Raw genomic sequence first — 12,330 nt, 5'->3', positions numbered from 1 at the left:
CGCTATTATTCATTCGGGTGTTGCCTACCAACCGGATTTTAAAAGATTTTCCGCCTGATTTTATTGACTTTTAACAGAGTTCATGTTATGTGGCGTTATTTTTTTCATTTAACAACCACGGGCATAATACCATACATTTGGCTCCCCGTTGTCATTTACTATTTTAACCCAACCCTCCAGTTCATAATCAACTATTTCTTTCTTGCCCAAGTCGCTTGTACATGGGTGCTCCTTGTATTTCTTCACTTTGACCTTAACCCATAATCCCTTACTTTGTGTAGTAGGGGTAATCTCAAACAGGTCGCCTTTTAGTTTTTTCAGGACTTTCCCATTGACAGAAGGCGCGTCCCTCAGGTTAAGTCCAGGGTCATTGGCGTAAAAACCTAATACCTTCCCAGCATTGGCCGATATAAACTTCTGCCACTCTGTTACCCTGAATTTATTAGCGGCAATCTCCTTTTCACTAATCCAGTAATTGTCCGATTTATCTAAAACCCTTACGAATCCGTCTTTTCTCTCAAAATACTTAATTGCCCAAACCTCTGAATCAATTTGCTCAAATAAAGAAAGGTTTAGCTTTTTTGCGGCTTTATCAGAGTTGGGGAGAAGGTAAATCCTGTAAGGTGCCTGGTCTCCCGTGTTTTCCTTTACTTTCCTTGTCAGCTTTCCTGCTTTGTCGCCATTCGGTCTGCTATAAACCGTAATTCCGTTTTTTGGTGCATAGATGCAGCATATTTCTGGACTGGCTGATGACAGAGGTAATATCAGTCCGTTCTGTTTTGTTTGTCCAAAACAAAAAGTAGTTAGTAAGAAAAGAATTAAAATCGGATACAGTCTCAACTTTATTATTTTAATGCCACATAACTACTGCATATAAGGCACACTTCCGCTTATTGGCACTTTGTACGGAAATGCTTACGATCCTATTTACCGCCTCTTTTACTAAAACAAGCCCAGAAACGCTTAGCTCAGTAGGTTCTCAATGTCTTCTTTGGTGAGGCGCTTGATGACGGCTTCGTCGGTGGAAATGAGGTCTGAGACCATCTGGAGTTTTTTGTCCTGAAGGGCTAGTATCTTTTCTTCTACGCTGTTCTTGGTGATGAACTTGTAGGTAAAGACGGTGTTCTGCTGCCCGATGCGATGCGCACGGTCAATGGCTTGGGCCTCTACAGCGGGGTTCCACCAAGGGTCCAGAATGAACACGTAGTCGGCGGCGGTGAGGTTGAGACCTACACCCCCGGCTTTCAGGGAGATGAGGAAGACGGGTAATTTAGGGTCGTTCTGGAAATTGGAGACCTGGGCCTGACGGTCTTTGGTAGAACCGTCCAGGTACGCGTATTTGATTTTGCGTTCGTCTAGGGCTGCCCGCACAAGGTCCAGGTGCTTCACGAACTGACTGAAGATAAGTACTTTGTGGCCTTCGTTGACCACGGTTTTAGTGAGGCGCAGAACCTCGCCCAGTTTGCCCGACTCCGCCTCCGATGTCGGGTCAGCCATGCGGGGGTGATTCGCAATCTGGCGCAGCTTCATAAGGCCCTGTAAGAGCATGAACTGTGACTTGGCGGCCCCCTGCTCCTCAATGTTCTTCAGGATCTTGTTGCGGTAGTAGGACTTGGTTTCCTCGTAGGCGTGCTCCTGCTCCTCGGTCATCTTGCAGTACGTCACGTGCTCAATCTTCTCGGGCAGTTCTTTGGCTACCTGGCTTTTGTGCCGGCGCAAAATGAACGGCTTAATGAGCGCATGCAAACGGCGGGTTTTCTGCTCGTCTTTCAGCTTTTCAATGGGCCGCAGGAATTCCTTTTTAAAGAAGTTCTGGGTGCCCAACAAACCCGGGTTGATGAACGACATCTGGCTCCACAAATCAAGGGTGCTGTTCTCCACAGGCGTACCCGTCAAAATCAACCGGTGCTTGGACTTCAGCTCCCGCATGCTGATGGACGTGTTGGAGTTAGGGTTCTTGATAGCCTGACTTTCGTCCAGAATCACGTAGTCAAAGAGGTACTTCTTCAGGATCTCGTGGTCAAGGCGCACAATGCCGTAAGACGTGAGAATAAGGTCATAGTGTTTGAACTGCGCCACGCTCTTGTTCCGGTAGGTACCGGTATAGGTGAGAATGCGCAGTTGGGGCGTGAACTTCTGGGCCTCGGCGAGCCAGTTGTAGATGAGCGACGTGGGCATCACCAGCAAAGAGGCCGTTTGTGCGCCGTTTTCCTTCCGATGCTGCAAAAGCGCCAGTGTCTGCACGGTTTTCCCCAGACCCATGTCATCGGCCAGGCATCCCCCAAAATGGTATTGCTGCACAAAATGCAGCCAGTTATAGCCGGCTTTTTGGTAAGGGCGCAGTTCTCCTTTGAAACCAACCGGTAACGGCATGTCTTCTACGGCTTCGAACTCGCGGAGTTTCTCCAGTTTGCGGCTCATGGTTACGTGGGCCAGGTTGCCGTTCTGCAGATCGCTCACAAGCGAAAGGTGGTGCTTGCGCAGTTTCAGCTCGTCGTCGCCTTCAGAGAACGCGAACAGCTCTAAGTATTGGGTAAACCATTCCTCGGGGATGATCGCAATCTGGCCGTTGGGCAGCTTGTACTCGCGGCGTTTGGTAAGAATGTGGTTCCGGAGCTTGATGAACGGAATCTCGTAGGGCCCAAACCGCACGGTGCCGTAGATATCGAACCAATCATTGGTTTCGTTGATGCCCACGTTCACCGATGTCTCGCCAATGAAGTAGTTTTTGTCTGACTGACTCTGTTTAAGCGTGAAACCCAGTTCCTCCAAGGTCTTGGCATAGTTGTTCAACCACCCAAAGGCCTGGGGCTTGTCCATCACCGCTTTGCCGTTCCTGATCTCCAGGCCGCGGCTGGAAAGCTCACGCAGAAAGGAGGTCTCGCGCTCCACATCGCGGTGCAGCCGGTGGAAAATATACGAATCTGGGGTTTTCTCTACGCTTACACTGATGTTCCTGGACTCTTGGGTGCCTACGGTATAGGTGCCGTACTTGAAGCTGAGCTGGAAAACGATCTTATCTGCCTCAGACGGATTTCTGATTTCCTCTTCCTCCTCGTCTTCCCCAGTGGTGGCAAACAAAGCTGGCGAAGGCTCGGTCACGGCCAATTCAGAGAACTGCAACTGCGGCTGCGGCACGTATCGTTCAGACTTGATGTCAAAGCCTTTGGCGTAGACGTCAAACTGCTCTACCAGCGGAGCCACAAACTTGCGGTAATAGCTTTCCTCCACGTTGCGGGGCACCACAATGAATTTCTTGTTCAGAAAAGGCTGCAGCTTTTTGCCGTCTACCTGCTTCTCAAAACTGTAGAGCACATCGTTGAGCAGCAGCCAGGCCGGTTCTTTGCACACCAGCACCGCGTTCTGGTACTGGAACTCCAGCCGTTCGCCTTTGTACTTGATGGTGGGGAAGTAATGCGTGTTGTCATCGTTCCGCCGGAAATGGAACAGCACAGTGGCTTTTTCGGTGGCCATGTTCAGGCGCTTCCAAGTAGGTTCGCCGTCCTTGCCCATCACAAACACCATCTTGTCTTGCAGCAACTCCAGAATGCGGGCCATGCGGCTCTGGATGTAATGGTCTATGCTCTCCTGCAGCAGCTTGTCGCCTTTGGCAGGATCGTAGGTCTTGAAAAAGAAATCAGAAAGGGTGGTTTTCTTGATCGCGAATCTCTTGAATACCGCGTCCTGCTGAATCTGGTCAGTGAGTTCAATGAGCTCAAAATCAATCTCGTTCAGGCGGGCGGCAAATTCATCGGCGTTCTTGCTGGAGATGTTCTGGTGCTGCAGCGTGAGTTGCCGTTTAGAGTTGACCTGCACCACGAAAGACTCAAACAAGTAGCCCAGGTATTCATGCTCAAAGAGAGAATAAATAACTTGAAAAGGCTGTGTTGTGTATACTTTCATGGCAGAGTCTTGCTTTCCCAATATTGAAAGTACAACAAAATCTTTTTTTTACCGCAGGAAAACGTAGAAATTTTAGCTATTCTCTACTTTTTTGGCAGCACCAATCCTATTTTCCTGCTATTTTTCATAAAACAACCCTAAAGCAGGGGCTCTAAGAGGGCCCAAGCCTCAGGAAGCGTTTAAAGCCCCTTTTCCCGGAAAAGGCCAAAAAACAGGTTAAAGGTTCTCCCGGATGGAAAGCGCCGCCGCCCGACGAGCGGGCCGGATAGAAACCAGAAAGGTGATGAGAATGATGGCGGCGGCGGTGAGCAGGAAGTCTGTGGGGCGCATGAGTACCGGGTACGCCTCTACTACCGAGGTGCTCATACCCATAGAAACCCAGCCAAACGTCTGCTGCAGCCAGCAAATGGTGCCGCCCACTACCAAGCCTACAAAAGCTCCGGTAAACGCCACAATGGCTCCTTCCAGTAAAAACACCTTCCGGATGGTGCCCGGGTCAGCACCCAGTGAAGCCAGAATAGCAATGTCTTTCTGCTTGTCCAGCACCAGCATGGAAAGCGAGAAAAAGATGTTGATGGAGGCAATGAGCAAAACAAACGTGAAGGTGACAAACACAAACAGCTTCTCCACTTTCACGGCCCTGAGCAGACTCACATGCTGTTCTTCGCTGTCCTGTACGTTGAATTCTTTGCCCAACAACTCCTGCAAGGCTTCCTGCACGTTTTCAATGTCTTCTATGTTCTCGGTCTTGATCTCCAGAGAGGTGCGCTTGTTTCCATAGCTTAAAAGCTCTTCGGCGAAGGTCAAAGGCACAAACACGTATTGGTCGTCATACTGGCGCTCAATGGCGAACACGCCGCCCGCCTGGATGCCCAACTGCCGGAACGCATTCTCCGGGTTGATGATGGTTTTCTTTCCGGCTTTAGGGTACAGAAACTGCAAAGGTGAAAACGGGTTTTCCGGACGGATGGAAAGCTGATACTGCACGCCCCGGCCAATGAGAGCGAATTGCTTATCGTCACGCTTGAGGCGGTAATCTCCGTCTACAATGGCCGAGTCAATCTGGTTCTGCTGGAAAAAGTTGTCGCTCACGCCTTTGATCTTCACCACCATCTGGCGGTCGTTGTAGCGGAGCAATGCGTTGTCTTCAATCACCTCGGTGAGCAACGCCACACCGGGCGTTTTCCTGATTCTTTCCAGAAACTGCGCGTTGGTTTCAAAGGATTTCCCCTCTACGGTGGTGATCTTGATCTCAGGATCAAACTTGCCGTACAGCGACCGAATCAGGTCTTCCAGGCCGTTGAACACTGAGAGTACCACAATGAGCGCCATGGTGCCCACGCCCACGCCAATCATGGCTATGATGGAAATGATGTTGATGATGTTGCGCTTCTTCTTGGAGAAAAAGTACCGCCGGGCGATAAAAAGGGCAACGTTCATCTTTAGGTAAATGCGTGGATTAATGAATGAGTGATTGAGTGAAGGAGTGATGGAAAGAATGGTTAAAACTCATCTATCACTCAGGTCACCTTTACTGTTCTGGGGCGAAAGGGTTATGTTTTCTTCAGGCCAGATGCCCGTTTCAGGAGTGTTTTTGTAAAAGAAGGGCCTAAACTATAGCTCCTTTACGGTCTGCCTACCGATGGCTTTCTTCATGCAAACGCTGCTTTCAATGTTCTCGTATTGCCCGAAGTTGGGAATTACCTGAAAGCCGCTTTTGGTGTACAGTCTGATGGCCTCAGGCTGCGCTTTCCCCGTTTCCAGAATCAGGGACTGGAAGCCCAGTTCATCGGCCCATTGCTCTAGTTCCGTCAGGACTTTGCCGGCAATGCCCTGCCCCCTGAACTCGGGTAGCACAAACATCCTTTTTACTTCTACTGTGTCTCCTGCAAACGCTTTTATAGCCCCGCAACCCACCGGCAGCAGGTCGTAGTACGCTACCACTACGTGCTTTATGGCGCTAATCTTGTTGAATTGTGCAAAAAACGAGTGGTCGTCTCCGTCACGCACATGAAGATCGGCATCCAGAAGGGAAACAAGTTCTGCGAAGTCCTGATTACCTGAATCTGTCCTGACTAACTCTATCATCTTGGTGGTAAAAAGCGTGACGGGGGTCTTTGCCGGTGAAGTTAGCGGTTCTTGTCAGATTGTCAAAGTCCAAATACTGAGGAAGTTCTAGTGCCATTTTCAAGAAAATAGGGCAAAAACCAGAAGTCATCCTCCAGTGGATGTTCAGGATCAGGTGTTGAAATCTTCTATTTCCAGGCCTTCACGATTAAGCCAGTGCCCGTAGCGTGCTTTCCGTTGGTGTCTAGCCAGTTAAGGACCAGGCAGAACGGATACACCAGCAAATAGTAAAAAGGCAAGATAATGAAGAACAACTTGCTGGCCCCCAGCATCAAAATAGGGTACTTCATACTCAGGCGCCAGGAAATCTTGCCCGGATCCCCGTAGGAATAATGCGCTTCGGTGCGGCTGAAGCCCGCACTCTTTAGTTTCTGCTGTATTTCCTGAATGTTGTAGCCGTCGCGTACGTGTTCCTCAATAAAGGAGCTCTCGTCATCGCCGTGCACGTCTGATCCGCCCTGGTCAGATGGCGTGGAGATGAGCACCATGCCGCCGGGCCGCAGAGACGCATGGAAGTTCTTGAACACCTCCACGTCTTCCAGGATGTGCTCCATCACGTCTACGCTCAGCACCAGGTCAAACGCCTGAGGCTCTTGGTACGTCACCAGGTCTTCCTTGCGGAACATCACGTTGTGGCGGCCAATCTTCTGGAAGAAGTTAGCGCAGTCAGCGATCTGTTCGTCTTTCACGTCTACGGCCAGAATGCGCCACTTAGCGCCCATGCCTGAGAGGTAATAGCTGTACTGCCCGAAGCCCGAGCCGGCATCCAGAATCTGCACAGGCTGCTGGCGTTTAGTCTTGGCCCAGGCCCGCAATTCCTTGTGGATGTGCCACGTGCGCAGCAGCAGCAGGTCTAAGAGGTTGTAGAAAAGCTTGCGCAGGAAAGACGTTTTGTTGAACGCCTCGCCCAGAACGCGTTTAATTGGATCGTACTGCATGGGTGGGTTTAGTAGCTGGCTTAGTAACGGGAATAAAGGGAGCGCTTGGGAGACTACCGTCCGTCGGCGTCTTCTTCGTCATCTTCGCCGTCTTCGTCAGATAAGTAATAGTCTTCCTCGTTCCGGAACGGGTTGGTAGGGTCTTCCTTTGACTCAGAGGGGATGTCCAGTTCAGAGATGATTTTGTCCATTTTGGCAGCGTACTCGGCGGTGTCATCCAGGTAGAAGATCAGCTCTGGGATCACGCGTACCTGGTTTTTGATGCGCTTGGCCAGTTCGTGCCGAATGGTTTTGGTGTTGACTTTGATTTCGTTGAGCAAATCGCGCCCTTTGGGGTTGAGCAGTAGGCTCAAATGCACTTTGGCTACGCCCAGATCCGGAGACACGGCTACCCCGCTTACTGATATATAGGTGCTCTGAAACAAATGGGAAACATCGCGCTGGAAGATCTCAGCAAGCTCCTTTTGAATCAGTCTGGCGAATTTTTGTTGGCGTTTACTTTCCATGGTTCCGCAAATATCGTATTAATTTCACATTTTTACCCCACAAACCGCCGTCCTCTTTGCCGCAAGGCCAGAGCGATGGCTAAGCCGCGCATAGCTTGATACGATTCTTCCGCAGTTTGTTTCCGTCCAGGTGGGTGGTGTTGGTGCTGCTGTTTCTCCTCATCCGGCTTCCGTTGCTCATTTTCGGGCTTCCTACTACGCTTTCTGAGCTGCATTACGTGCTGCTAGGCGAGCGCCTGCACCAGGGTTTTACGCTCTACCAGGACCTATATGACACCACTGGTCCTCTTTCTGCCGCCGTGTACTGGCTGCTGGATGCCGTAGCGCCCCGCTCATACCTGGCACACCGTCTGCTGGCCACGTTCCTGCTGGGCTACCAGGCCTTTCTGCTGAACTTTGTCTTCAACAGAAACCAGGTTCACCCTTACAAGTCATACGTGCCGGCGCTGCTGTACATGCTGTTTGGCAGTATCTTCTTTGAGTTGGATGTGCTCTCACCGCTGCTGCTGGGGCATACGTTTGTGGTGCTGGCCGTGTACAGCCTTACCGCCATCTCCAAGGAAGCTTCTAACGCCGGGCGTCTGTTCAAGGCGGGATTCATGCTGGGGTTGGCCGCGCTGTGTTACCTGCCCATGGTGTGGTTTCTGGTGCTGGGTTTCTTCGCGATCATCTACTTCGCCTCGGGGGCGTTCAGAAGTACCCTCTTGATGCTGACGGGCTTTGTGTTCCCGTTTACTGTGGTCCTGACGTACTTCCTGTACCAGAATGCCTTGGTACCGTTCCTGGAGCAGGGATTGACGTGGTCCTGGCAGTTGACGTTTGCTTTTGGGCTGCCCATTCTCCAGGTACTCACCATTGCCGCGTTGCCACTGGGCTTTCTGGTTCTATCCTTCCTGAGTTTGCCTCTGGTCACTTTAGGGGCTAATTACCAGGCACGCTTTCTGCAGTTCATGCTTATCTGGACCATTGTGGCGGTGCTCGTGCTCATCAGCGGTCACGACGGCTCGGCCAAAGGACTGGTGTTGCTCCTCCCCTTGCTGGCGTATTTCGGGATATTCCTGTTCAGTTGGTGGGGGAACCGCCTCTGGATCGCGGAGCTCCTTTTCCTGGTGATTGTTGCCGGGGTGATTGCCATGCGCTATAATCCACTGGGATTGGTCTACCCAGCCCTACACCTTCAGCCGGAGTTGGTGCAAGTGCAGGACGCTCCCAAATACCGCCAAATAGAAGGACAAAGTTTGCTGGTGTTAGGCCCAGACCTGAATTACTACCAAAACAATAGCCTGGGCTCCCCCTATCTTCGCTGGGACTTGGCCAAACCTTACTTCGGGCGTTTACACTACTACGAATCCCTATTCACCATCCTGCAAGACCTCCGGAAAAATCCACCCGCTTACATCGTTGACCAGCAGAACCTCATGCCCGAACTCCAGTACAAACTGCCCCTGGTGTTCCAACGCTACGAGAAAGTAGAGAACGGCCCCTTCTACCGCCGGGTACGGTAATAAAAAGGCGCTTCGGGCCTGTTTTACCTAAAACAGGCCCGAAGCGCTTTAAGATAAAGTAAATTTAAGCTTATCTCTCCTTCTTTTACCAATCAGAACCGGCACCGCCGCCTCCAAAGCTACCACCTCCGAAGCCGCCGAAACCGCCGCCTCCACCTCCTCCGAAGCCACCGCCGCCTCCCCCGAAGATACCGCGTCCGCCGGAGAAGTCACCGAAGATCACAGGTGGGAAGAAAGGTCCGCCCAGGGTGCGCATGCCGCCACGACCACCTCGGCCACCGCCGCCGCGCCGACTGATGATGAAGATGAGAATCAGGATACCGATGATGATCCAGAGGAAAGGAAAGCCGCCTTCGTCTTGGCCCTGACGTTGCTTGGGATCGGCTTTGTATTCGCCGCTGGCTACGTCAATGATGAAACTAGTACCTTTGTCCAGACCGGCGTAATAGCGGCCTTGCTGGTACTCGGGTTTGATGGTGTACTCGGTAATGCGTTTAGCAATGGCGTCTGGCACCACGCCTTCCATGCCGTAGCCGGTGGCAATGAACACGCGGCGCTCATTGACAGCCGTTAGAATGAGAATACCGTTGTTTTTGCCCTGCTGGCCTATGCCCCATTGCTCGGCTAATTTGAAGGCGTAATCTGATATGTCATAGCCGCCGATGGAGGTGGTGTTGACTACGGCAATCTGCGTGGAGGTACTGTCACTGTAGTTGACCAGCTTTTGCTCCAGGGCTTGTTCTTCTTCCGGCGAAAGGATGTTGGCCAAGTCATTGACCAGGCGCGGCGGTGAAGGCCGAGGCGGAAAATCCTGCGCCAGCCCCAGTCCTGCCCAAAGCCACAATACCCCCAGAAGCCAGATTGATTTTCTCATTTAGTTGGGGTTTCGTCCAGGTTTTTGCCGAAGGAGATATCGTCAGACAGTTCGTTGATGTCTTTGTGGTCTCCGGCGTAAGGGAAATAATTTTTGAGTTGCTCCCCTGCCATGGTGATGCCTTTGCGGAGCCCCTCGGCGTATTTTTTCTCTTTGAAATCGGCGATCACGGTTTTGTTTATCTCCACCCAGAAATCTTTGGGCACCACGGCGTTGATACCGGCATCGCCCAGCACAGCGAACTTGTGGCTTTTCATGGCCACGTAGAACAACACGCCGTTACGGAGCTTGGTCTGGTGCATGTGCAGGTAGGCAAACACCTGGGTAGCGCGGTCCAGTACCTCGCCTTCGCAGGTGTCCTCAATGTGTACCCGCACCTCGCCGGAGGTGTTGCGTTCAGCTTCCTGAATGGCCTGCACAATGATGGCCTCATCTTCGTCGGTGATGGTATCGCGGGACATGGTTTGAAGTTCTGAGTCTTGAGTTCTGAGTCAATGGGAATTTCTGTTTAGGGGCTGATTTCTTTAAAACAGCCCCTAAACAGAAGATAAAGTCTTGCTACCTGATACAGTTTAGAACTGTACCGTTGGGGCTTTCTGGGCACCAGCCTCGGCCTCAAAGTAGCCTTTCTTCTCAAACCCGAACCAGCCGGCGAAGAAGTTCCGCGGGAACGCCCTAATGTATGTGTTGTAGTCCTGCACAGACCCGTTGAATTTCTGCCGCTCCACGGAGATGCGGTTCTCGGTGCCTTCTAACTGCGCCTGTAACTCCAGGAAGTTCTGGTTGGCTTTCAGGTCTGGGTAGGCCTCAGCAGTTGCCATCAGGCGCGAGAGCGAACCACTCAGCTGGCTTTGGGCCGCCTGAAATTTCTCCAGGTTCTCAGGGGTCAGGTCGTCGGCGTTGAGCTGGATGCTGGTGGCTTTGGCACGGGCCTCAATGACATCGGTCAGGGTGGTCTTCTCAAAGTTGGCGGCACCTTTTACGGTATTCACCAAGTTGGGCACTAAGTCGGCACGACGTTGGTAAGAATTCTGCACCTGCGCCCACTGGCTGGAAACAGCTTCGTCTTTCTGCACCATATCATTGTATCCGCAGGAACTCTGCGAGGCCAGAATTACGAAACCCACAAGGTAAAGCAATAGTTTTTTCATAGTTGAGGAAGTTTATTCAGAATGGTAGTATGTGACTTAGGTTATTTATGAGCCTTAGGCACCCTCTATACGTAGTTATGACGAAAATGTGCGTTTTAGCCGCAATTTCCTGAAAACGGGCGTTAAACGGGTATTCAGCACTTTTGCTCCGCAGTTGCCGGGTGCCTTCCGAAAGATAAGAAGGTTGCGGATAAATATTCAAAAAGAGCTATAAAGATTTCGTAGGCGGAACAACATCGGCGGCCTTCCTGCGGAGCGGCTTTGCACGAAAACCACCAGAATTGCGTAGCTTGTGGAGAAAAGCCTTCTTGAAAGTTGTATGAAAGCAGTAATTCCGGTGGCTGGAATGGGAGCCCGCTTACGGCCCCACACCCACACCCAACCCAAAGCCTTGGTTCCTATTGCCGGCAAAGCCATTCTGGGTCATATCATTGAACGGTTGCAGGCCGCGGGCATCACGCAGTTTGTGTTGGTAGTGGGGTATCTGGGCGAGAAGATCATGCACTACGTGCAGAAAAAGTACCCGCACATTCAAGCCGAGTTTGTGGTACAACAGCCCCGCGAAGGATTAGGGCATGCCTTATGGGCTGCCCGGGAGACGTTCCGGAACGAAGAATCGGTGCTTATTCAATTGGGCGATACCATCGTGGATGCCGACATGGCGCAGTTCTTCGCCTCTGAGCACACCATGCTGGCCGTGAAACCGGTGAAAACGCCTACCATGTTTGGCATTGCCGAGATGGACAGTGAAGGCTTTATTACCAAAGTGATTGAAAAACCTAAGATCCCAAAATCCAACTTCGCGTTGGTGGGGCTTTACAAAATAGCGCACCCCGCTAAACTAGCCGAGGCCCTGGAGCACATTGTCACCAACGACATCCGGACGCAGAGCGAACACCACCTCACCGATGCCCTCATGCACATGATTCAGCACGGCGAGAAAATGGTTTCCTTCACCGTAGACCATTGGTTTGACTGCGGCCGCAAAGACACCCTGCTCCAGGCCAATGCCACGCTCCTGAACCGCCCGGAGTTCAAACGCGCCGAGTACCCCGATTTCCCCAACACCATCATCATTCCGCCGGTAAGCATTGGCAAAGGCGTGCAGATTTCCAATTCCATTGTGGGTCCCAACGTGGCTATTGGCGAGAGCGCCATCCTCAACTACACCATCGTGCGCAACTCCATCATCGGCGGCTACGCCGAACTGGGCTACGCCGTACTGGAAGATTCTTTGGTAGGCTCAGATTCCGCACTGAAAGGCCTCAGCCAGCGCCTGAACATTGGGGACAGCACTGAGATTGATTTCAGCCATTGACATAGATC

At 51.6% G+C, this 12,330-nt stretch carries 11 protein-coding genes; 2 read left to right on the top strand and 9 right to left on the bottom strand.

The window, feature by feature from the left end:
- Positions 1–108 precede the first annotated feature (108 nt).
- The 6 genes from EFB08_RS19520 to rbfA all read right to left on the bottom strand — a co-directional run bounded on the left by EFB08_RS19520 (position 109) and on the right by rbfA (position 7,474).
- Positions 109–840, bottom strand: a complete 732-nt coding sequence (locus tag EFB08_RS19520) for a hypothetical protein (RefSeq protein ID WP_123128638.1) — start codon at positions 838–840, stop codon at positions 109–111.
- Positions 841–963: 123 nt separating this feature from the next.
- Positions 964–3,903: a DEAD/DEAH box helicase gene (locus EFB08_RS19515; RefSeq protein WP_123128669.1), complete on the bottom strand. Its 2,940-nt coding sequence runs from the start codon at positions 3,901–3,903 to the stop codon at positions 964–966.
- 216 nt (positions 3,904–4,119) lie between these two features.
- Positions 4,120–5,343: an ABC transporter permease gene (locus EFB08_RS19510; RefSeq protein WP_123128637.1), complete on the bottom strand. Its 1,224-nt coding sequence runs from the start codon at positions 5,341–5,343 to the stop codon at positions 4,120–4,122.
- Positions 5,344–5,517: 174 nt separating this feature from the next.
- Complete coding sequence (locus tag EFB08_RS19505) at positions 5,518–5,991, bottom strand: GNAT family N-acetyltransferase (protein ID WP_123128636.1); 474 nt, start codon at positions 5,989–5,991, stop codon at positions 5,518–5,520.
- A 167-nt stretch (positions 5,992–6,158) separates the two neighbouring features.
- Positions 6,159–6,968, bottom strand: a complete 810-nt coding sequence (locus tag EFB08_RS19500) for a class I SAM-dependent methyltransferase (RefSeq protein ID WP_123128635.1) — start codon at positions 6,966–6,968, stop codon at positions 6,159–6,161.
- Between the two features lie 53 nt (positions 6,969–7,021).
- On the bottom strand, positions 7,022–7,474 hold the full coding sequence (rbfA, locus tag EFB08_RS19495) for a 30S ribosome-binding factor RbfA (RefSeq protein ID WP_123128634.1): 453 nt from the start codon (positions 7,472–7,474) through the stop codon (positions 7,022–7,024).
- Between the two features lie 95 nt (positions 7,475–7,569).
- Here rbfA and EFB08_RS19490 point away from each other — a divergent pair, with 95 nt between their 5' ends.
- A complete protein-coding gene (locus EFB08_RS19490) occupies positions 7,570–8,979 on the top strand; it encodes a hypothetical protein (protein WP_125077811.1) in 1,410 nt (469 codons plus the stop codon).
- A gap of 85 nt (positions 8,980–9,064) precedes the next feature.
- Here the strand turns inward: EFB08_RS19490 and EFB08_RS19485 are convergent, their stop codons facing one another.
- The 3 genes from EFB08_RS19485 to EFB08_RS19475 form a co-directional block, all read right to left on the bottom strand.
- On the bottom strand, positions 9,065–9,853 hold the full coding sequence (locus EFB08_RS19485; protein ID WP_123128632.1) for a TPM domain-containing protein: 789 nt from the start codon (positions 9,851–9,853) through the stop codon (positions 9,065–9,067).
- Positions 9,850–10,314 (bottom strand): TPM domain-containing protein, encoded by a 465-nt coding sequence (locus EFB08_RS19480; protein ID WP_123128631.1) that lies wholly within the window; start codon positions 10,312–10,314, stop codon positions 9,850–9,852. The genes EFB08_RS19485 and EFB08_RS19480 overlap by 4 nt, the downstream gene beginning before the upstream one ends.
- Positions 10,315–10,425: 111 nt before the next feature.
- On the bottom strand, positions 10,426–11,004 hold the full coding sequence (locus EFB08_RS19475; protein WP_123128630.1) for a LemA family protein: 579 nt from the start codon (positions 11,002–11,004) through the stop codon (positions 10,426–10,428).
- A gap of 319 nt (positions 11,005–11,323) precedes the next feature.
- Between EFB08_RS19475 and EFB08_RS19470 the strand changes: the two genes are divergently transcribed.
- Positions 11,324–12,322 (top strand): sugar phosphate nucleotidyltransferase, encoded by a 999-nt coding sequence (locus tag EFB08_RS19470; RefSeq protein ID WP_123128629.1) that lies wholly within the window; start codon positions 11,324–11,326, stop codon positions 12,320–12,322.
- The last annotated feature ends 8 nt before the right edge of the window (positions 12,323–12,330 follow it).

Origin of the sequence: Rufibacter latericius (assembly GCF_003721515.1) — a bacterium.
Lineage (GTDB): Bacteria > Bacteroidota > Bacteroidia > Cytophagales > Hymenobacteraceae > Nibribacter > Nibribacter latericius.
This window is presented reverse-complemented; position numbering and strand designations above follow the sequence as displayed.

Excerpts from the sequence above, each read along its gene's own strand:
- EFB08_RS19515 (WP_123128669.1), bottom strand. The coding sequence starts at position 3,903 with ATGAAAGTATACACAACACAGCCTTTTCAAGTTATTTATTCTCTCTTT.
- EFB08_RS19500 (WP_123128635.1), bottom strand. The coding sequence starts at position 6,968 with ATGCAGTACGATCCAATTAAACGCGTTCTGGGCGAGGCGTTCAACAAA.
- EFB08_RS19505 (WP_123128636.1), bottom strand. The coding sequence starts at position 5,991 with ATGATAGAGTTAGTCAGGACAGATTCAGGTAATCAGGACTTCGCAGAA.
- EFB08_RS19470 (WP_123128629.1), top strand. The coding sequence starts at position 11,324 with ATGAAAGCAGTAATTCCGGTGGCTGGAATGGGAGCCCGCTTACGGCCC.
- EFB08_RS19475 (WP_123128630.1), bottom strand. The coding sequence starts at position 11,004 with ATGAAAAAACTATTGCTTTACCTTGTGGGTTTCGTAATTCTGGCCTCG.
- EFB08_RS19480 (WP_123128631.1), bottom strand. The coding sequence starts at position 10,314 with ATGTCCCGCGATACCATCACCGACGAAGATGAGGCCATCATTGTGCAG.
- rbfA (WP_123128634.1), bottom strand. The coding sequence starts at position 7,474 with ATGGAAAGTAAACGCCAACAAAAATTCGCCAGACTGATTCAAAAGGAG.
- EFB08_RS19510 (WP_123128637.1), bottom strand. The coding sequence starts at position 5,343 with ATGAACGTTGCCCTTTTTATCGCCCGGCGGTACTTTTTCTCCAAGAAG.
- EFB08_RS19485 (WP_123128632.1), bottom strand. The coding sequence starts at position 9,853 with ATGAGAAAATCAATCTGGCTTCTGGGGGTATTGTGGCTTTGGGCAGGA.